The sequence below is a fragment of the Tropicimonas sp. IMCC6043 genome (assembly GCF_004146235.1).
Classification (GTDB): domain Bacteria; phylum Pseudomonadota; class Alphaproteobacteria; order Rhodobacterales; family Rhodobacteraceae; genus Tropicimonas.
Window position 1 is genome coordinate 44,610 of the sequence record NZ_SELO01000025.1, and the last position, 19,585, is coordinate 64,194.

Annotated in this window: 17 protein-coding genes; 6 read left to right on the forward strand and 11 right to left on the reverse strand. The window is 61.9% G+C overall.

Annotation, left to right across the window (positions count from 1 at the left end; all coding sequences use genetic code 11):
- Positions 1-48: 48 nt before the first annotated feature.
- The 9 genes from EU800_RS18665 to dctP all read right to left on the reverse strand — a co-directional run bounded on the left by EU800_RS18665 (position 49) and on the right by dctP (position 8,495).
- The gene (locus EU800_RS18665; protein WP_129634554.1) at positions 49-969 is read right to left on the reverse strand and encodes an ABC transporter permease; all 921 of its coding nucleotides are present in this window, start codon (positions 967-969) and stop codon (positions 49-51) included.
- Positions 969-1,868, reverse strand: coding sequence for an ABC transporter permease (locus tag EU800_RS18670; RefSeq protein WP_165354728.1), 900 nt, complete (start codon positions 1,866-1,868; stop codon positions 969-971). Before EU800_RS18670 ends, EU800_RS18665 begins: the two co-directional genes overlap by 1 nt.
- On the reverse strand, positions 1,865-2,458 hold the full coding sequence (locus tag EU800_RS18675; protein WP_129634556.1) for an ANTAR domain-containing response regulator: 594 nt from the start codon (positions 2,456-2,458) through the stop codon (positions 1,865-1,867). The genes EU800_RS18670 and EU800_RS18675 overlap by 4 nt, the downstream gene beginning before the upstream one ends.
- On the reverse strand, positions 2,455-3,582 hold the full coding sequence (locus EU800_RS18680) for a transporter substrate-binding protein (RefSeq protein WP_165354729.1): 1,128 nt from the start codon (positions 3,580-3,582) through the stop codon (positions 2,455-2,457). Before EU800_RS18680 ends, EU800_RS18675 begins: the two co-directional genes overlap by 4 nt.
- A gap of 7 nt (positions 3,583-3,589) precedes the next feature.
- Positions 3,590-3,976, reverse strand: a complete 387-nt coding sequence (locus EU800_RS18685; RefSeq protein ID WP_129634560.1) for a hypothetical protein — start codon at positions 3,974-3,976, stop codon at positions 3,590-3,592.
- Between the two features lie 179 nt (positions 3,977-4,155).
- The gene (locus EU800_RS18690) at positions 4,156-5,619 is read right to left on the reverse strand and encodes a sulfatase-like hydrolase/transferase (RefSeq protein ID WP_129634562.1); all 1,464 of its coding nucleotides are present in this window, start codon (positions 5,617-5,619) and stop codon (positions 4,156-4,158) included.
- Positions 5,620-5,624: 5 nt separating this feature from the next.
- A complete protein-coding gene (locus EU800_RS18695; protein WP_129634564.1) occupies positions 5,625-6,911 on the reverse strand; it encodes a TRAP transporter large permease in 1,287 nt (428 codons plus the stop codon).
- Positions 6,904-7,425: a TRAP transporter small permease gene (locus EU800_RS18700; RefSeq protein WP_129634566.1), complete on the reverse strand. Its 522-nt coding sequence runs from the start codon at positions 7,423-7,425 to the stop codon at positions 6,904-6,906. The genes EU800_RS18695 and EU800_RS18700 overlap by 8 nt, the downstream gene beginning before the upstream one ends.
- A 62-nt stretch (positions 7,426-7,487) precedes the next feature.
- On the reverse strand, positions 7,488-8,495 hold the full coding sequence (gene dctP / locus EU800_RS18705) for a TRAP transporter substrate-binding protein DctP (protein ID WP_165354730.1): 1,008 nt from the start codon (positions 8,493-8,495) through the stop codon (positions 7,488-7,490).
- Positions 8,496-8,622: 127 nt separating this feature from the next.
- On the opposite strand from dctP, the gene EU800_RS18710 reads away from it, so the two are divergent.
- From EU800_RS18710 to EU800_RS18725, 4 genes are read left to right on the forward strand one after another with little or no spacing between them, the layout of a single operon-like run.
- Positions 8,623-9,525, forward strand: a complete 903-nt coding sequence (locus tag EU800_RS18710; RefSeq protein WP_129634570.1) for an N-acetylneuraminate lyase — start codon at positions 8,623-8,625, stop codon at positions 9,523-9,525.
- Between the two features lies 1 nt (position 9,526).
- Positions 9,527-10,222 carry an FCD domain-containing protein gene (locus EU800_RS18715; protein WP_129634572.1) on the forward strand — a complete coding sequence of 232 codons (696 nt, stop codon included), beginning with the start codon at positions 9,527-9,529 and terminating at the stop codon, positions 10,220-10,222.
- 2 nt (positions 10,223-10,224) lie between these two features.
- Entirely contained in the window at positions 10,225-11,166 is a 942-nt protein-coding gene (locus tag EU800_RS18720; protein ID WP_129634574.1) for a dihydrodipicolinate synthase family protein, read from the forward strand.
- Positions 11,150-12,526, forward strand: a complete 1,377-nt coding sequence (locus EU800_RS18725) for a sulfatase (RefSeq protein ID WP_165354731.1) — start codon at positions 11,150-11,152, stop codon at positions 12,524-12,526. The genes EU800_RS18720 and EU800_RS18725 overlap by 17 nt, the downstream gene beginning before the upstream one ends.
- Positions 12,527-12,594: 68 nt before the next feature.
- Here the strand turns inward: EU800_RS18725 and EU800_RS18730 are convergent, their stop codons facing one another.
- On the reverse strand, positions 12,595-13,401 hold the full coding sequence (locus EU800_RS18730) for an SDR family NAD(P)-dependent oxidoreductase (protein WP_129634578.1): 807 nt from the start codon (positions 13,399-13,401) through the stop codon (positions 12,595-12,597).
- Positions 13,402-13,993: 592 nt separating this feature from the next.
- Here EU800_RS18730 and EU800_RS18735 point away from each other — a divergent pair.
- Positions 13,994-15,001 carry a hypothetical protein gene (locus tag EU800_RS18735; protein WP_129634580.1) on the forward strand — a complete coding sequence of 336 codons (1,008 nt, stop codon included), beginning with the start codon at positions 13,994-13,996 and terminating at the stop codon, positions 14,999-15,001.
- Between the two features lie 357 nt (positions 15,002-15,358).
- Positions 15,359-16,204: an alpha/beta fold hydrolase gene (locus EU800_RS18740; protein ID WP_129634582.1), complete on the forward strand. Its 846-nt coding sequence runs from the start codon at positions 15,359-15,361 to the stop codon at positions 16,202-16,204.
- A 200-nt stretch (positions 16,205-16,404) separates the two neighbouring features.
- Here the strand turns inward: EU800_RS18740 and EU800_RS18745 are convergent, their stop codons facing one another.
- On the reverse strand, positions 16,405-18,924 hold the full coding sequence (locus EU800_RS18745; RefSeq protein ID WP_165354732.1) for an Ig-like domain-containing protein: 2,520 nt from the start codon (positions 18,922-18,924) through the stop codon (positions 16,405-16,407).
- Between the last annotated feature and the right edge of the window lie 661 nt (positions 18,925-19,585).

Sequence of the window (19,585 nt, forward strand, 5' to 3'; positions counted from 1 at the left end):
TGATTCCGGGCCAAAGGCGAGGCTGGGCGGATTGGTTCTTTCTCGTCGTCATTTCAGTTTTATCCTCGGGTCCACCAGCGGCGCGACGAGATCCGCCAGCAGGTTGCCCAGGACGATGAAGCAGGCCGAGACCAGCGTGACGCCCATGATGATGGGGATGTCGACGCGCTGGATTGCCTGCCAGGCCAGCTGGCCGATCCCGGGCCAGCCGAACACGCTTTCGACGACGACGATGCCGGACATGAAAAGGCCGATGTCGATGCCGATCATGGCGATGATGGGAAGTATCGCGTTGGGGGCGACGTGGCGCACCAGGATGCGCAACCGTCCAAGTCCCTTGGCGCGGGCGGTCCGGACGTAGTCCTGCGCCAGCACGTCGATCATCGAGGAGCGCATCATGCGGGAATACCAGCCGGTTCCGAGAAGCCCGATGGTGATGGCGGGCAGAACGAGATGGGAGAAGGTGCCGTAGCCGCCAATCGGAAACCATTGAAGCTGTACCGCGAAGACGTAGAGCAACAGGATGCCGACGACGAATTGCGGTGCCGAGATGGTCACGAAGGAGAAGACCATCAGCGAATGGTCCAGGGCGGAATTGCGCCGGATGGCGGCGATGGCGCCGATGGTGAGCCCCATGATCAGCTCGACCACGATGGCCGCAAGCATCAGCAGCAGCGTTGCCGGCATGCGCGCGGCGATGAGTTCGGAGACTTCCGTTCGCTGGAGGTAGGAGCGGCCGAGATCGCCGTAGAGCAGGTTGCCGAGGTAGCGGAAATACTGGACGTAGAACGGCTGATCCAGCCCGAGCTGGGCGCGGATATTGGCAACGGTCTCTGCGGTGGCGGAACGGCCGGCGATCTGGCGCGCCGGGTCGGCCGGCACAAGGTAGAGCAGCGCGAACGTCACGAGGCTGATGCCGAGCAGGATCAGCAGCGACTCGCCGAGCCGACGGATCAGGTAGCCCCACATCAGTGCCGCCCCTTCAGTTTGGGGTCGAGCGTGTCGCGGAGCGCGTCGCCGAGCAGGTTGAAGGACAGCGCCAGAAGCAGAATGGCCATGCCGGGAAAGAAGACCAGCCATGGCGCGTTGGCGAAATAGGTCTGGTTCTCGTAGATGATGTTGCCCCAGGAGGGGGTCGGGGGCTGTACGCCGACCCCGAGATAGCTGAGCGTGGCTTCCAGAAGCACGGTCGTCGAGATGCCCAGCGTTCCGAAGACAATGATCGAGTAGACGAGATGCGGCAGGATATGGCGACCGAGGATGCGCCATGTCGACGATCCGATGGCGCGCTGCACATCGATGAACTCCCGCTGCGCAAGGGAGCGCGTCTCGGTGTAGATCACCCGTGCCATCTGGACCCAGTTCACCATGGCAATGACGAGCGCGACGATCAGCAGCGAGGGTTTGAAGATCGCGGCGAGCACGATGGCGAGCAGCAGCGCCGGGAAAGCCATCATCAGGTCGGTGAAGCGCATGAGCACGCCGCCGACCCAGCCGCCGAAATAGCCGGCGGTGATGCCGACGGTCGCGCCCAGCACAATGGCGATGCCATTGGCGAGCACCCCGATGATAAGCGAGGTCTGGGTGCCGAGGATCAGGCGGGAGAAGAGATCGCGCCCCAGAAGATCCGTTCCGAGCCAGAACCGGGAAGATGGCGGCAGAGGCGCGCCCTCCAGGCTCAGCCCGTCGAACATCTGGTCATTCGGGTCGTAGGGCATGATCCAGGGCGCCAGCAGCGCGGCAGCGACAAGGATGACGATGACGATCAGTCCGAAGGCCGAGCGCGGCCGGCGCAACAATTCGCGCAGAACCCAGGCGACGTTGCGCGACCTTGCAGGTCGAGCGAGTATCGCAGCCGTTTCACTCACCGCCGACCGCCCCCGCGTTTCATTTCCGACTTTTCCAGCAGACGTGCTGCTGCGTCTTCGAGCGGCAGCCGCTCGATCATGGCAAAGGCCCTCAGGCGCTTCAGCGCCGCGATCTCGTCAATGTCGTCCCGCTGCATGAGCGAAATGACCGCCTGGATCAGCATTTGCCGCATCCCGGCGCGTCGCGCGGTTTCGGCCTCGCGCATGGCGATGCGCTGTCGTTCGTCGCATTTCGCGGTTGCCACGACGAGGCTGGAATAGATCAGCCCCGGAGCCGCCTGGGACAGGAAGGCGTCGAAGTTATGCCGCAGGGCCCAGTCGAGCCGTCCGGGGCTCTCGGAGCGGATCAGGCCGATCATCGGGATCGGCGCGCTGCCGGGCTCCCAGGGGATTTGCTCATCATGGCCCATGTCGATATCGACCAAGAGGAAATCGAACGCCAAGTCCGCTTCCGGCAGCGTTGGCCAGTGACCGGCGGCCACAACACCAAGGGCCGACAAACGGTCAATGAGCTGCTTTCGGACGCCTTTTGCCGGGTGCAGGATTGCTGCGGTGCGCCCCGCGAAATTGATCTCAAGAGCGCCGGTCATGAAACGATCCTCAGATTGGGAGCGCGGCGGATGGGCCGGGTGGGCAGTGCGGTCAGATAGGGGTCGGGAGGCACGGCTTGCCCCGCATCGGAGATGATCCGAAACGCGCCGGAATCGGCAACAGCCAGCCTCGGCACAAGGCTCGTGTGCCGGGACACCGGATTGATCTCGATCCGGCCAAGCACGGTGTCGTGGGGGTGCCCAGCCAGGGCCGAGAACACTGTATCCGGATCGTCGCATCCGGCGGCTGTCAGGCCCTTGGCCAGCAGTTGGACGGCGGCATAGGCGGTGGCGAAGTTGCAGGACGCGCGATAATCGTCGCCGTACCGTGCAGCGATGCGCGCCCGAAAATCGTCCATGGCATCGCCGGCCAGGCTCTCGAACCAAGCGCCCATTGACAGCATCCCGTCCGCTGCCGGGCCGAGGCAGTCAAGGTCGGCCTCGGTCTGGTTGGCGCTGACGATCAGGGGACGCTCTGCACCCGTTGCGATTTGCCCGAGCTCGCGCATGAAGACGTGGTTCGATGGGCCGATCAGGCTGTCGACAATCAGGTCCGGCGCGAAAGTCTCGACGTCGGCAATCACCCTGGAACAGTCGGTGTCCCCGAGTGGCAGATACCGTTCGCCGACGATCTCCACGCCCCGCGAGGAAAGCTGCTCCCGGGCCACGCGAAGCGTCTCCCAGCCCCAGACATAGTTCGACCCGACCAGCAGGGCCCGGCGTTTGCCGTTGGCAATCACATGGTCCATCAGCGGCAGCAGATGCTGGTTCGGACAGGCTCCGAGATAGACGACGTGATCGTTGCACTCGAAGCCTTCATAGGGGCAGGGATACCACAGAAGCGCCCCCTTGCGTTCCAGTGCCGGGATCATGTCCTTGCGGGACCAGGAGGTGATGCCGCCGACGATGTGCCGCACACGACCGTTCCGTGTCAGTTCCTCGACCAACTGTTCGTACCGGGCGGGAACCCCTTCCGGATCGCCGTGGATCGCCTGCAGGAACACGCGCCCTTCGCTGTTGATCTCGTCCACCGCCATGAGCGCGCCATCGAGAGAGGCCCGACCCAATGCCGTATAGGGTCCGCTCAGCGAGAAGATCAGCCCGATCTGGAATGCGCTTTCCACGTTTCGTTCACCTGGCGTTTGCCGAATACAGAAAGCCCCATGCCCTCAGCTGGAGGGGGATGGGGCTCGATTGCCGTCGATACTTTCGGTTGTCTTGAGAATTGAGAGCATGGCCACTTTTGTCGCGCAAGATGAAGTGGTCTGTGACGGGATATTCTGCCGTTACCTTGCCGCATTTTTGTGCGCCTTGCACTGGATTTGATCTTTTGCGGGCGGCTTTGACCCGTTCTGTGCGGCTCGCGGACAGCAGCCTGCGCGACGGCCAAGGTTTCTTGGCGGCGCGCATCTGTTCGGAAACACGCACGAAGCGAAATACGCCAATGTCGTCGAGACGCTTTCCCTCAGAATGCTGCGCAATCAGTACGCCGCTCGAGTCGTTGGAGCTGATGGGCACGGTGGCCGTCGGTTGCGAAGCAGTGCGGACTCGGCGCGACCCATCCCAGCAAGACTGGAAGGACATTTGCCCGGTCGCGAGACGTCGACGACACCGCCCGTAGGAACAACGGCGCATGTCCCGAGACATGAACGCGCCGCCCTGGTCGGCCCGGATCTTGGCCGGATTGGTGGGGCGCTTCAGGTCTTCAGATACGCCGCTGTCGCATCGAACTGACCCGATCCGGTGCGCCAGCGGCCGTTGAACTTGGCGACGCAATCCCGCAGCGGATCTTCCTGCCGGGCGGTCTCGGCGATCATCAGGTCGCGCATCCGGTCGAGGACAGCCTTCGCGGCTGGATCATCGATGCGGTTGTCGAGCTCATCCGGGTCCGCGTTCAGATCGTAGAGTTCATCTTCGTCGCCCGGGGTGAAGATGAATTTCCAGCCGTCTTCCGAAAGGAGTGCCCGCTGCGAATAGAGAAACCGCAGGCCGTGATACTCGATCAGAAGCGCCTCCCGCACCCGGGTGGCGGGGTCCTTCAGTGCTGCGGTCAGGTCGCGTCCATGCCGCTCGCCGTATTCTATCCCGAGACCGGAAAGGAGGGTGGGCATGATGTCCATATTGGTGGCGAGGATGTCGCGCGGACCGGGCCGGACCGAATGGTGCCGAAAGAGCAGGGGAACGCGGATCGCTTCTTCGTAGAGCAGCCCCTTGTCGATGAGCCCGCCATGCGCCCCTGTCATGTCGCCGTGGTCGGACGTGAAGACGACGAGCGTGTCCTCGGAAAGCCCGCTCTCGTCGAGCCAGGCAAGCAGCCGGCCGATCTGGGCGTCGAGCATGGCCATGTGATCGCAATACTGGCCAATATACTCGATCAGGTCGTTCTCCGTGCGCGGATGCAGCCGATAGAAATCGTCGCGCTCGCGCTTCACGCGGCGGGGTTTGGACATCAGGTCGTCGGCGAAGTTGTACCATGGCGACAGCGTGGAGCGGTCGGTTATTCCATGAAACGCGTCGGCGACGAGATGCGGCTGGTGTGGGTCCCAGTATTGCACGGTGGCAAAGAAGGGGGCGCCGGACGCCTTGAACTCTGACAGAAGCCCGATCGTCTCCTCGGTGAGGTAGTAGGACGGGGTGGATTCCACCGGTCCGTGCCAGCGGCCCGCGGCCATCGTCTGTTCGTCCGGGTTGAAATAGGTCGTCGGCTCGACGGTGTAGTCCAGCCCGTTCCGCTTCAGGTAGTCGAGAAATCCTCTGGAGCGGGTCACGTTGCCATAGCCGGCAAGATCCATGCCCTCGAAGCCGAAGGCTCCCGGGCCGAGCGTCGTCCCCACATGCCACTTGCCGATGAAGCCGCAGCGATATCCGGCGTCCAGCAGGGGATGGTGCAAGAGGCGCGAGGGATCGGCTAATTCGGTGGACAGGCTGTGATACATGTCGCAATTCGTGCCCATGCCATGCCGGAACGCATAGTCGCCGGTGAAGATCGAGGCGCGAGCCGGGGAGCAAAGAGGGCAGGGCGAATAGGCCCGCGTGAAGCGTGCGCTTTCGGCATGCAGGCGGTCGAGATGCGGCGTGAGCGCCGGCACTGTCTTTTCCGGCCCGGCAACGTCGCTGCGCATCTGGTCGACCCCGATGAAAAGAACGTTTCGGAAGGTCATCCCGCTTAACTCCCCAGATTGGGCAGCCAGAGTACCAGTTCCGGAAACACCGTTATCAGGATCATCACCGCGTAGAGCGTCACGATGAACGGCGCGCTCTCGCGGAAGATCGGTCCGACCGGGATCCTGGAGAGCCCGCCAACGATGAAGACCATCAGGCCCATCGGCGGCGTGATCATGGAGATCATCATGTTCAGCACGATGATGACGCCGAAATGAACCGGGTCGATCCCGGCCGCGATCAGCCCGGGAAGCAGGGCAGGCACGACGACATACATCATCGGCGCCTTGGTCAGGAACATGCCCATGATGATGAAGGCGAGGTGGACGACCATCAGCAGTTGCAGATTGGTCAACTGCATCGCGAGGATGTAGGTGGTGATCGCTTCGGTCACCTTCTCGACCGTGAAGACATAGTTCAGCGCAAAGCCGCCGCCGATCAGCAGGAAGACCATGCCGGACTGGCGTGCGCTCTCGACCAGCGCGTCATAGAGGGCCGACCACGAAGACATCCGGTAGAGGAAGACGGAGAGCAGGATCGCATAGGCTCCGGCGACCGCGGCGGCCTCGGTCGGCGTGAAGACGCCGGAATAGATCCCGCCCAGCAGGATGACCGGCATCAGCAGCGGCCCGATCGCGCTGATCGTGGTGGAGAGCAGCGCACCGCGTGCCGGCTTCTCCTCGGTCGGAAAACCGCGGCGGCGGGCCTGCCACGCGACGAGCGCCATCATCACCAGTCCCATCAGCAGCCCTGGAATGATCCCTGCAAGGAACAGGGCGCCAACCGACGCGCCCGAGAAGAAGGCGTAGACGAGCATCGGGATGGAAGGCGGGATGATGGGGCCGATCGACGACGAGGCCACTGTCACCGCGGCAGCATAGGCGGGCGGATAGCGGTTTTCCTGGCGCATCATCTTGATCAGCACCTGGCCGATCCCCGACGCGTCGGAGGTCGCGTCACCGCTCATGCCCGAAAAGATGATCGATGAGACGATGTTGACCTGCGCCAGCCCGCCGGGCTTGTGGCCGACCAGCGCCAGGCAGAATTTCAGCAGCCTGTCGGATATGCCGCCATGGTCCATGACCTTCGCGGTGAAGATGAAGAGCGGGATCGCAATCACGACGATGTTCTCGACCGAGGCGAAGATCACCCGTTCGGCCATCATGCTGACATCGTTGCCGGAGGCCAGCGACCAGACGACGACAGTCGAGATCATCACGAAGCCGATGGGCAGGCCGAAAAGGATCTGCAGGCCGAAATAGGCCGTGGCCCAGAGCATGGCGTCAGACATCCGCGTCGCCTTTCCGGGCCCCGTCGTGCGCGAGGTGCCATCCGTCGAAGAGCGCCTTGGCCGCGTAGGCACAGACGAAACCGATCATCAGCACGAACAGGTAGCCGAGGTTGAAGTGGAGGGCGAAGGTGAACTCCTTGAACATCCATTCCAGCACGCGAATGGTGTCCGGTATCGACAAAAGCATGATCACCGAGAACACCAACAGAGAGACCACCCGAAGCCATCGGGAGATCGCTTTTGGAAGCATGTCCATGACAAGGTCGAGCGCAACATGTTCGCGCAGGGGCATCTGCGTGGCTGCCGTGAAGAGGCTCAGGGCGACGAAGAGGATGCCTGCGACCTCGAGGGTCCAGACGAGCGGGTCGCGCAGCACGTAGCGCCAGAACACCTGTGCGACAAATGTCAGGAACAACACGGCGAACATTGTCGCCGAGATCCATTCACACAACCGAAGGAAACGCCCGTGCCAAAGCCCCAGCTTTGACATCGGGGCACGCGCCTCTTCTGCCATCTGCCTCTCCGGATCTTTCAGACGTCACCGGGCGCCCTGGGGCGCCCGGCGCGGGATCTTGGTCAGTCCTGTGCCAGGTTCTGGCACTCTTCGGGGATCTCCAGGTTCGCAATCTTCTCGAACATGCCCGGTTCCCACTTGGCGGCCAGTTCGCTGTTAAGGAACTTTTCCTGAACCGACGTGCGGAAAGCGTCGCGGTCGGGATCGGTGAAGACGACGCCCTCGGCTTCGATCTTCTCCTGAAGGGAGGCTTCCTGATCGATCACGTCCTTGGTGTAGGCGGCCATCGCAACAGCGGCACCTTCGGCGATAACCTTCTGCTCCTCTTCGCTCAGGTTTGCCCAGTTGCGCGAGGAATAGGCGGGCATCTGCAAGAGAGCCTTGTGCTTGGTGTTCACGATCTGCTCCGTGACTTCATAGAATTTCTGGGAGTAGATCAGCGTCAGCGGGTTTTCCTGCGCATCGACCGTGCCGGTCTGGAGCGCGAGATAGAGTTCGGAGAACGGAACCGGCGTCGGATTTGCGCCGAGGCCCTCGCCCATCAGGATGTTGGAGGGCGACGGCACCACCCGCAGCGACATGCCGGCAAGGTCGGCCGGCGTTTTCACGTCCTTCTTCTTGCGCAGGTTCAGTGTGCGGGTGCCTTGGTAGGCGGCGTCGAGCAGTTTGAGCTGCATCGCATCCTCGACCTCGCCGACCATCTGATCCCAATACTCGCTGTTGCGGAAGGCGCAGATATGCTCCGGACCGCTCAGCAGATAGGGCGTCGCGAGGATTTCCCATTGCGGCGCGGCCTCGGCGAACCATGCCGGCGACATAAATGCTGCGTCGATCGTGCCACGCGCCAGAGCCTGCCCCTGTTTCCCCTGTTCGACGAGCGAGGAGCCCTCGAACACGTCCACCTCGAGGCCCGAGTTCGCCTCGATATATTCCGCCCAGGCGTTCATGGCCGCGACGTCGGGATCGCTTCCTTTTCCATTCGTGGAAAACTTGAGCGCCTGCGCCTGTACGGTCCCGGCCATAGCGGCGAGCGCCAAGGCAACTACCAGGGTTTTGGTGGCATGGTTCATTTGTCGTCCTCCCTTTCGCGACATTCAAACAGACAAGACTTACCGTTGACGAACGTTACCTAGCAACCTAGCATGGTGTCAACATGTCATGCCACTTTGGCATCTAACAATCTGAGGACGATCGCTCGTGGAGAAGAAACTGCTCTCGGGATACTATGCTGCGCTGTTGACCCCGTTTCATGATGGCGGTGGCATCAACGCAGGTTCGCTTGGGGCCCTGGTTGACCATGTCATCTCAACCGGACTGGATGGGCTGTATGTCGGCGGAAGCACAGGCGAGGCGTTTCTCATGCAGCCGGAAGAGCGCAAAACGCTTCTCCGACAGACTGCCGAGGCCGCCGGCGGACGCACGATGCTGATCGCCCATGTCGGCGACATCAACCAACGGCTTTCACTGGATCTGATCGAGACGGCGGTCGAGGCGGGCTATGATGCGGTTTCGGCCGTTCCGCCGTTCTACTACGGATTTTCCTTTGCCGAGATAAAGGCGCATTACCAGGCGCTGGCATCGGCGTCGGATCTGCCGTTTCTCGTATACAACTTTCCGGCATTGTCCGGTGTGCGGTTCAGCACCGGGCAACTTGCCGAACTGATGAGCCTTCCCAACGTGGTGGGCGTGAAGAACACCTGTTCGGACCATTATGCGCTGGAGCGGCTTCGCCGCGAGATGCCGGACAAGACCATCCTGAACGGTTTCGATGAAACCTTGCTTGCGGGTCTCGCCCTGGGAGCGGATGGTGGTGTCGGCTCCACCTATAACGTGCAGGCCGACAAGGTGCTCGCGCTGGCGAGCGCCTATGCGAAAGGAAATGTGGAACGTGCGCGCGGGATTCAGGTCCAGATGAACAAACTGATCGACGTTCTGGTAACGCACGGCGTCAACTCGTCGCTGAAATATCTGCTCGAGTTGCGTGGGATCCCGATGGGGTCCTGCCGGGCTCCGATTGCGCCGCTTGGCACGGAGGCAAAAAAGGCGCTGGAAGCAGCGGCCGAACGCCTCCTCGGTGAGCCGGCCGAAGTCGAGGTTTGAGATGGAGACGACCCTCGGCCGCACGCGACTGAGTGAACAGATCCAGGAATCGATTCTGGATGCAATCCGCAGTGGCGAGTTCCCTGCCGGAAGCAAGCTGCCTTCGGAACGGACCTTGATGGAGATGTTCGATGTCGGCCGGCCGTCGGTGAAGGAAGCGCTCCTGATGCTCGAGCGCAAGGGATTCGTGCGCTTGAAACGGGGCGTTGCGCCGGTTGTGATCGAGCCGACGCCGGAAAGCGCGATGAATGCGATCACTGACATGGTGTCGGCCATGCTGGCCGATGATGAGCGGCGCCTGGAATTCTACGGGTTGCGCATGATGCTGGAAACGGCAGCGGCCTTCGACGCGGCACGCGATGCCTCCCATGACGATATACGCGTCCTCGAAGATGCCGTGAGCGCCTGCCGGGTCGCCAGCGGCGAGGCCGAGGCGTTCCGGGATGCCGACCGAGCCTTTCACCTTGTGCTGGTGGCGATCTCGGGGAACTCGGTGGTCGATGCGTTCCACGGCGCGCTGATCGAATGGGGCCTGTTCAATCCCGAAAGCGGGCCGAACCTCAAGGCGATCCACAGCCGGGTCATCGCACAGCACGAATCCATCGTTTCGGCCATCAAGCGTGGCGACGCGGAGGCGGCGGCAGATGCCGTGCGCACCCATCTGTCCACGCGCCGGGATGCCGTCGGAGAGAACTGACCATGCTGAAGGCGGCGGAACTGCGCGGCGTCTGGGCGACCGTCCTTCTCGACATCCGGGAGGACGGCAGCCCGCGTCTGGACTGCATCGAAGAGCAGACGAGCTTCCTCGCGAAGGCAGGGTGCGACGGCATCTACTGCAACGGGACTGCAACCGAATTCCATTGCCAGGACGATGCGACGTGCGGGCAGGTCATGCAGAGGACCGTGCGGGCCGCAAGGGCGACGGGGCTGCCCGTCCAGCTCGGCGCGGCGCATCCTCTGCCACATGGCAGTCTCGATCGGGTGGCCATGGCCGCCGCTCTGCGCCCGGACGCGATCCAGGTGACGTTGCCGGACTGGACCCCGATCGACCTGGAGACAGCGCTGTCCTTTCTGACGGCATGTGCCGAGGCTGCCAGCGGTTGTCCCCTGGTGCTGTATAACCCGCCACACGCGAAGACGGTTCTCTCGCCCAGCCAGTTGGAAGTGGTGGCAGACGCGGTTCCGGCCCTGATCGGCCTGAAATGCGGTGGCGGCGGCACCGCCTGGTACGCGCAGATGCGGCCGGTTCTGGAGCGATGGTCCGTTTTCATCCCCGGCCACTTCTATGCGAGTGGAGTGGGGCAGGGTGCGCATGGCGCCTATTCCAACATGGTCTGCCTCAACCCGAGCGGAGCGGTCCGCTGGGCTGCGACCTGTCGGAGCACCCCGGACGCGGCGGCGGACATCGAGCAGCGCATCGCGCGCTTCATGGAGGAGGCTATCGCGCCGATCCTGGCGTCGGGAACACCGGGATACGCCTGTGACAAGGCGATGGCGGCTGCGGGAGGTTGGGCGCAGATCTCTTCTCGCCTGATGTGGCCCTATCACGGGGCCACGATCGAGGATGTCGAGCGGATCCGGCTGGCGGCGGACAGATGGATTCCGGATTTCATGGAGCGTGACGATGGCGGATCGTCCTAACGTTCTTCTTGTCATCTCCGACCAGCAGCGCCCGGACACAATGGGATTTCGCGGCGAGACACCCTGCCGCACGCCGCATCTGGACGGCCTCGCGCGGGACGGCACGAGCTTCGACCGCGCGATGACGCCATGCCCGCTCTGCCTGCCGGCGCGCGCGAGTCTGTTCACCGGGCTCTATCCGCATGAGAACGACATGCTCGACAATCAGACGAGTTCTCTGACCGAGTGCCAGTTGTTGGACCTGTTCCGGGCCAATGGATACGAGGTCAGTTATGCCGGGAAATGGCATATGGGTCACGACAACATCGGGCGTTTCACCGACCGCGACGCGGGCGACAGCACGCGAGACTATTCCGCGTGGTGTCGTGAGCAGGGGCTGGTGGACGGGTGGACGTTCAACGATCCGCGCGTCCGCACCCATCGCACGCCCTCGATGTCCACGCCTGTGGCCCTGCCGCTCGACATGCCGCCGCAGAAGACGAACGACGCCTACATCGCGGATTTCGCGATCGAGCAACTTCGGACGCGCGACGTGACGCGCCCGTTCTTCCAAGTCTGCGCGTTCAACGGGCCGCATCCGCCCTTCATGATACCTGAACCGTATTTCTCGATGTATGATCCGGCGGATGTCGTCGAGCCGCGGAATTTCGGTCCTCAGCCGGGTGAACCCGAGGTGAACCGAACCAGCTACTACCGGAGGCTCTTTCTCGATCACGGCGTCGATTTCGACGTCTGGCGCAAAAGCTTTGCCGTCTATTGGGGGTTCTGCTCTCTGATCGACGATCAGCTCGGGCGGGTGCTCTCAGAGCTCGACCGACAGGGGATCACCGACGACACGATCATTCTTTTCCTGTCCGACCACGGCGAGAACCTGGGCGCCCATGGCCTCTGGCACAAGATGGTCGCCTACGAGGACTCAATCCGGGTGCCGATGGTCTGGCGCTGGCCCGGCGGATTGCCATCTGGTATGCGGACCGACGCGCCGGTGAGCTTGATAGACGTCGCACCGACATTGGCGGGATTGTGCGGACTGGAAGCGCGGAAGGACTGGCGCGGCCTTGACCTGTCGTCCGGGATGCCACCGTCGGACCGGCCGCTCTTCGCGCTTCACAGGCCCTTGGGCGACTGGATGGGCGCCGAGTCCTGGCGGATGATCGAGATCGACCGGATGAAGCTGGTCTGGCATAAGGGCGGCGCGCAAGAACTCTATGATCTGCGGGCCGATCCTTTCGAGACCGACAATCTGGCGGCCGGCGACAGATCACAGGAGCGGGTTGCGGTTATGATGGAGCATCTCATTGCTCAGATGAGTGCCTGCAATGATCCCCTGACAGAAACGGCCATGGCTGGCGCCGCCTGACGCGCCGAGTGCCGTCGGTGCGGCGGTCATGGCGCCCCTCCATGCCGCCGGGCTCGCGTCTTCGCGGGCTATTTCCAGATCGAGAAGCCACCGTCGACGACAAGGTTCTGGCCGGTGACATAGTCCGACGCCGAAGATGCCAGGAACAGGGCAGCCCCCAGAATGTCTTTCCCGTCGCGTCCCATGTGCCCCAGCGGTGTCTTGTCGCCATAGGCGCTGACGAAATCGTCGGGCAGGTCGCGCGGGCCGAACCCGCCGGGCGAGATCGCGTTGACGTTAATTCCCATCGGCGACAACCAGCCGGCGAGATCGCGCGTCAGTCCGATGATTCCGGCCTTGGCGGCGGCGTAGTCCACCGGCTGCCCCTTCATCCCGGACGGCTGATAGATTCGACGGTCACGTCCGACGATGCCGGCTATCGACCCGAGATTGATGATCTTGCCGGCCCCGCGCTCGATCATCCCCGGCACGACACAGCGGGTGACCAGGATTGTTCCGGTCAGATTGCTGTCGATCACCTCTCGAATATCCGCGACATCGCGCTCGGTCAGGATCGCTTCGCTCTTCCCGGCCCCGCCGCCGGAATTGTTCACCAGGATGTCGATCTTCCCGAGAGCGCCGATTGCCTCTTCGACCGCACGGTCGATGGAAGCGGTGTCCCTGACATCAAGGGCGAGGCCCACTGCCTGAACTCCGAACTCTTGAGCCAGTCTTGCGGCGGACTGCGCTGCCTTTTCCGGGCGCCGCGAAGTAACTGCCACCGAGCAGCCCGCCGACGCGAGCGCCGAGGCGATGTCGTATCCAAGATGGCTCGCACCGCCGGTGACGAGGGCGGCCTTGCCGTCCAGGCGAAATGATTTTGGGAGAGATGTCATGGCGTTACGTGCTTCCTTTCCAGCGCGGCCGGCTGGATTATGTGTGCGGCCGATGCGCGACGGAGCGCTCGGGGTATTGGGGTCATGTGTCGGCCCGGCCCCGGGTCCTCTTCAACACCACAGGCTATCCGGTTGCAATCTTGGAGGGGTCAAGCGGGAGTCAGAGACAGTCGGCGCATGGCAGGCCGGCCGCATATTGATTCCAATCGGACCGCTGCTGCACTGCTGCGGATCCTGACCCTACGACTGAGACCGGACTGCGCGATTGCGGCTGACCACTTACCGTGATGAACTTCTTTGAGCTTTCCATTCCCGCCGAAAGGCCCGACCGCGCCGGTTTCCGGAATGCCGTCGCCAACGCGGTGTCGAGGTCGAATCTGCCAGGGTTGGTTCGGTCCACGGCGACCTGATGAACCGGACTGTGGCGTGCGTGGGAACAGAGGCGCGCCCGGGGTGGGGCGAGACGCCGGTGCTGCACTGTGTCGTGTCGCTGTCCGACGCACGAGGGATGAAATGCGCATGTGGAATCTGAAGGTTGCCCGGTCTAAACAAGCGAGAATGACTGCTGCATTGTACCCGGAGAACTGACCGCATGTCCCCGTTGAAGATGAGTTGGGATCATGGAGTTGCCTGGGTGGAGCCCGTGGGCGCCATGCTCGGACCGGTGGAATTCCGGATGGCGGACGGAACGACAGTGTCGCCGCTGGCCACCGCTCCGTGGGGGAATGACGTCGGTCCGGAGCACGACGCCCTGCCACCGCAGCTAAAGCGCCTGCGCGGTGAGTGGCCCTGTGTTCCTTTCGGTGCGCCGACGGCGCCCGCTGGGCTGCCGGCACAATGGCAGGCTCGCAGGACCAGTGGAACGGGCGTGGATTTTCACGGGTTTTCGTCGCAAAACACGTGGGATTGCGTGGAACACGCGCCGGGCCGTGTGGTTCTGGAAATTGCCTATCCTCAAGACCACGCGATCGCCGGGTTGCGGCGGGAGATCCACGGGCTGCCCGGAGAAGCGGAGATCGAGATCTCGCTCACGATTTCGGCGCGGGCGGACGTCGCCCTGCCGATCGCGCTGCATCCCGTCTTTGCAGTTCCCGAAATGCCTTCTGCTGCCGAGATCCGCGCCGATGGTATGAGGGGAGGGCGCAGCTATCCGATCGCCACCGAGCCCGGCGTTTCGCGACTGATCCCCGATCAGGGCTTTGACAGTCTCGCCTCCGTACCTGCGACAGGCGGGGCACTTTCGCTCAACCGGCTGCCCTTGCCATTCGATACCGAAGAGATTGTGCAGTTGTTCGGTGCCGATGGCCGAATCACCTTGCGCAATCATGCCGAAGGCTATGAAGCCTGGGTCGCCTACGACCCTGAGGTCTTTCCCTCGGTGCTCCTGTGGATATCAAACCGGGGTCGGAGCGCGTACCCTTGGAATGGGCGCTTCAGCGCCGTCGGGATCGAGCCGGTTCGCGGTGCGTTTGATCTGGGTCCCGAGATCGGCGCCAATCCCCAGAACCCGATAGCGAAGGCGGGCATTCCGACGGCGCTGACTCTGTCGGCGGGGAAGGATTTCGTGACCACGTACCGTATCGGCGCAAGTCGCCTCTGATGGATCGACGCAGTGCTGGAGCCTAAAAGGACTGAATTCACTCGATCTTATGCTGAAAGGCCCGCTCGACCGACGCCGAAATGTCGAGCCCTACGTCATGATCGGCAAGCCGGACGTATTGCGGATTATGGACGCCGACAGTGTAGAGAGTGTAGGTTGAGAGTGTAGACAGTGTACGCGTAACTGTGAAGGCAGCGACGATCGTAGACGCCGCAGGTGCCGCGGCAGAATTCAACACCCACTGCGTCTTTCGCGCCGCGGAACTCGCCAAGCTCGCCGGAGATGCAGCGGCAACCCACTCGTCGTCGGGAAGGTGAAATCCGCGCCATTCGTCCGCTCAAGGTTTGAGAAGTGGCCATGAAATCAAAGTTTGTCGATCTGAACGGAGTGCGCCTGAACTACGGGGAAGGCGCCGCCAATGGTCCGAAGCTCGTGTTCCTTCCTGGCTTCCCCAGGTATTGGACCGAATATCAACCGCTTCTCGAGCAACTCACGCCAGATTACCATGTCTTTGCGTTAAGCTTGCGGGGACAGGGCCAGTCGCAATGGTCCCCGCCCTACACGATCTCCAACTACATCGAGGACACCGTGGCGTTTCTGCGCGAGGTGGTCGGTCCGTCCTCTTTCGGTGTGGCCCACTCCGCCGGCGCATGGTTCGGCCTCGCGGCGGCGAATGATTTTCCAGATCTTTTCAGTGCCTTTGTCAGCATCGACCAGCCTTTGGATCCGGATGACCACGTCATTGCGCACGGCACAGACACGAGCTCGGTGAAAGCGATGCTGATGGCAATGCGGGCTGCCAAAGACGTCGATGACCTCGCTTTCAGGCTGCGCGGGGTACCGACATCGGACGGTCGCTCCTGGGCGGACGAGATGAGTGAAGAAGACATCCAAGGCCGCGCAGTTCATCTCAGTGGGGTTGACCCCGAAACCTTCGCCCCTTGGGCCGAGGGCTTGGAAAGCTGGATCCGTGTGCCTGAACTGCGGCGCTGGCCCGGACAGTACCGCGCCCCGTTGATGTTTCTTGACGGGGATCCGGAGAGAGGGTCGATGCTGACAAGCAAGGCGGTGGAATACAACATGGCTTGCTATCCGTGGGCGAAACGGGTCGAGTTGCAGAACCACGATCACATCATGGGTCTCCGCGACGTTCCGGGGCCAGCGGTCGCCGAGATCCGGCACTTCCTTGACCGGATTCCCTGACCCTCCGACGGGCAACTCACGGGAAAGTGCGCCCGTGCCCCGGGACGGATTGATCTGGTCTCCACGCGGTCCCTGACGCGCTTTGATCACGGAGAACCGGTATTGGCCTCGCTTGCCCGCGCCCCCGTTGCGAAGTCAAGTGAAGTGTGCCAGCGGTACCTACGGAAGACTCCGATCCACCCGATGCTGGGACAGATCACCTAGAACAGGAAATCTGCACTTTCGACAGCCGTCACGCCGATGAGATGCAGAGAGTTTGCGTTGAACGAGATCGTGATGCCGTCGTCTGTCTGACTGATACCGAGATCCGAATAGCTCGCGCCGGTCTTCGAGAAGTCGAGCCTGTCGGACCCGGCCTGGAAGTCCGTGATCACGTCATGACCCCAAATCTCGCCGAACAGGAAAACGTCGTCGCCATCCCAGCCGGTTAGGATGTCATCACCCAGTCCACCGAAGATGGCATTCGCGAGATCATTTCCCATAATCCGATCGTCGAAATCACTGCCAATTGCGTTCTCTATCTCCACGCCAAAGGCGAGCGCAATGTTATTGGTTCCAGAAGAGGAAACCGTGCTGAAGCTCCCTCCGAAAAGATCCAGTGTCACGGAATGCGTTGCCCCGGACATGTTGAAAGAATCGATTCCTCCACTGTCCCAAATGGTGACAATGCGATTATCGAGGTCGTCGAAATAATAGACACTATCTTCGAGTGCGAAGTTTTCGTTTGTCCCGTAGAGATATTGCAACGCGGCAATATCGAAGATCTGGAATCCGTCGACATCCCCGAAATGTGTCTGATGCTCAAGGCCGGACATTATGCTGTATTGGCGGTTGTCTTCCATCCCATCCAGACCAATAGGGTGGTCAAGGCCGATTGCATGGCCAAGTTCATGAAGCAGGATCGAGTAGGCGTAGGACCCGACAGTGAAAGTGTCTCCGGAAATGGCGGAGTCGATCCACACATCGCTATAGCGATCGCCGACCGAATTGCCGAATGGTTGCCATGCGGTTCCATCACTGTCGCCGCTGAACTCCGCAGTTCCAAAGGTAATCGTTGCGTCCGCGGCGCTTGAAACCTCGACGAAGCTGATATTTGTGAAGCTCTCGAGCATTTTAAGGATGTCGCGCGTGACGGATCTTTGCTGATCGCTGAAAGCCTGAAATGTGCTGTCGGCGGAGCCGTAATATGCGGGAACCGAGTCCAGGAACGTGTAGGTAACGGTCACGGCCGACCCGATTTCGCCCGGATAGTTCAGGCGCGTGCTGTCCGTGTCGCTCGTCAGGGCTTCCACGTAATATGGCGCTACCGCATCGCTCAGGACGTCGATCGAGACGATGGCGGTCGCGGTGCCGCCTTTGCCGTCGCTGACCGAATAGGAAAAATCGTCGTTGCCAGAGAAGCCTGCCGCGGGAACGTAAGTGAACGTGCCGTCATCATTCATCGTGACGCTGCCGCCATTCGCGCTCGTTTGGTCATATCCGGAAATGCGGAGCGGGTCCGAGTCGGGATCACTGTCGTTTGCCAGGACACTGGTGTCGCTCGTGAAGGACACGTCGGCAGTCGTGGAGAAACTGTCGTTGGTCGCAATCGGACTGGCGTTTTCCGGGGTCAGGATCTCGATGAACACAGTCGCGGTCGCTTGGCCACCTTGCCCATCGTCCACCATATACTCGAAGCTGTCGGTCCCCGACGCGCCGGATGGCGGCGTGTATGTAATCATGCCGTCGGCGCCAACCTGTGCGGTTCCACCTAGGGCTGTCAGGACAGTGGCGGGTTGAACGGTAAGAGTATCTCCATCCGGATCGCTGTCATTCCCGAGGATACTCACCCCGGGGCTCAACTCGGAGTCGACAAGGGTCGCGAACGTGTCGTTGCGCGCTTCCGGAGCGTCATTGATCGCCGCGATGTTCACCGCCACCGTCGCCGTCGATGTTCGTCCGTTGGGATCTGCGATGGTGTAGCTGAACTGGTCGCTGCCGTTGATGTTCTGGTTCGGCCGGTAGGTGATCGTTCCGTCGCCGTTGATCATGACCAGACCCCTGGCGCCAGAGGTTGCCGAGACCAGGGTGATGTCCTTGCCGATATCGTTGTCGAGAACCCGAATCGTGATTTCTTCGTCCTCGTTGCCAAGGGCGGCGTCACTCATTGCGACTGGACTATCCGTTGACTCGGTCGAAATATCTGCGACGTCGACGACTTGATCGTCGAAGGACAGGAACTCGACATTCCGAAGAACGTCGGTCTCACCGAGAGAGTTGGTTGCCAAGAGATCGGTCCCGTCCCACAGGAACGTGTAATCAGCAAACGATCCCTCAAAAATCGCCGTGTCGACTCCTTCGCCTCCGTCGATTTCGTCCGATCCGCCACCGCCCGCCAGAAGGTCATCTCCGGCGTCACCGAACAACATGTCGTCCCCGCCGAGCCCGTAGAGGCTGTTGTTGCCCTGATTTCCCAGAAGAATATTGTCCTCGTCATTGCCCGTCCCGGAGAGGTCTTCGCTCCCGGTGAGTTCCAGGATTTCAAGGAATTCTCCCAGGATCCAATCGGTTGACGAGATCACGCGGTCGGTTCCGCCGTTGCTTTTCTCGCTGATCGTGTCTTCCTGGTCGTCGACAAGGTACGTGTCGTTTCCGCGACCTCCTACGAGAAGGGCTGACTCGCCGATCGCAGAAAGGATGTCGTCATCGTTGGTGCCCGAGAGGCGCGTCTTCCTTGCCATGTGTCCCTCACGCTTTCTGCACCCCATTGCCATCATCTGGAAACAAAGGGGCCATTTTGTGGTTTTTTTAGGTATTCCGGCGGTTGCTCATTGCGACCGAACACCGCCACACAAGCAACATACACAGGACCCGCGCATTCGGGGCAGCGCCGATCCGATCCTTATGCAGGCTTGGGGTTTCTGCTCGCCTGCCGTTGTTCACTTGCCACGTGAACTTGTTGGGTTTGGTAGACTCGGTCGTTGAACACCGCAAGACGCTCATCGATGGTCGTCACCTTTGCGAATTTGCTAGGATCGGTCTCTCCGGGAGTCAACAGACCCCCGCCAGGGGCGTATCAAGCTCGCAAGAATCCGCTCAGGCGACGCTTCCGGTCGCGTGGAGGACCGAGCAGGGCGAACCAGGCTCGCACTGGGCGGCGTCCACGAGAAAGAATGCGACCCGGAAGGCGCATCAAGTCAACAATATGAAATGTTTAGGAACGTCTGATCAACACGTTCGGCTTCGCCGAGAAGTCCGCCTGAATGTTCTGGGGTGCCGCGGCCCGTCCGAAGGTCCCAGGATTGGCGGTTTCGGGGCCGTCTGCGTGGCGTCGCAGGCCACTTTGGACGGACTCGTCCTCATGCCATCAGCCGCCGTCGAACCAGATAGAGGTTGCCGAGC

Coding starts and splice junctions, on each gene's coding strand:
- EU800_RS18665 (WP_129634554.1), bottom strand. CDS start 969: ATGTGGGGCTACCTGATCCGTCGGCTCGGCGAGTCGCTGCTGATCCTG.
- EU800_RS18675 (WP_129634556.1), bottom strand. CDS start 2,458: ATGACCGGCGCTCTTGAGATCAATTTCGCGGGGCGCACCGCAGCAATC.
- EU800_RS18690 (WP_129634562.1), bottom strand. CDS start 5,619: ATGACCTTCCGAAACGTTCTTTTCATCGGGGTCGACCAGATGCGCAGC.
- EU800_RS18695 (WP_129634564.1), bottom strand. CDS start 6,911: ATGTCTGACGCCATGCTCTGGGCCACGGCCTATTTCGGCCTGCAGATC.
- EU800_RS18700 (WP_129634566.1), bottom strand. CDS start 7,425: ATGGCAGAAGAGGCGCGTGCCCCGATGTCAAAGCTGGGGCTTTGGCAC.
- dctP (WP_165354730.1), bottom strand. CDS start 8,495: ATGAACCATGCCACCAAAACCCTGGTAGTTGCCTTGGCGCTCGCCGCT.
- EU800_RS18715 (WP_129634572.1), top strand. CDS start 9,527: ATGGAGACGACCCTCGGCCGCACGCGACTGAGTGAACAGATCCAGGAA.
- EU800_RS18720 (WP_129634574.1), top strand. CDS start 10,225: ATGCTGAAGGCGGCGGAACTGCGCGGCGTCTGGGCGACCGTCCTTCTC.
- EU800_RS18725 (WP_165354731.1), top strand. CDS start 11,150: ATGGCGGATCGTCCTAACGTTCTTCTTGTCATCTCCGACCAGCAGCGC.
- EU800_RS18730 (WP_129634578.1), bottom strand. CDS start 13,401: ATGACATCTCTCCCAAAATCATTTCGCCTGGACGGCAAGGCCGCCCTC.
- EU800_RS18735 (WP_129634580.1), top strand. CDS start 13,994: ATGTCCCCGTTGAAGATGAGTTGGGATCATGGAGTTGCCTGGGTGGAG.
- EU800_RS18740 (WP_129634582.1), top strand. CDS start 15,359: ATGAAATCAAAGTTTGTCGATCTGAACGGAGTGCGCCTGAACTACGGG.
- EU800_RS18745 (WP_165354732.1), bottom strand. CDS start 18,924: ATGGCAAGGAAGACGCGCCTCTCGGGCACCAACGATGACGACATCCTT.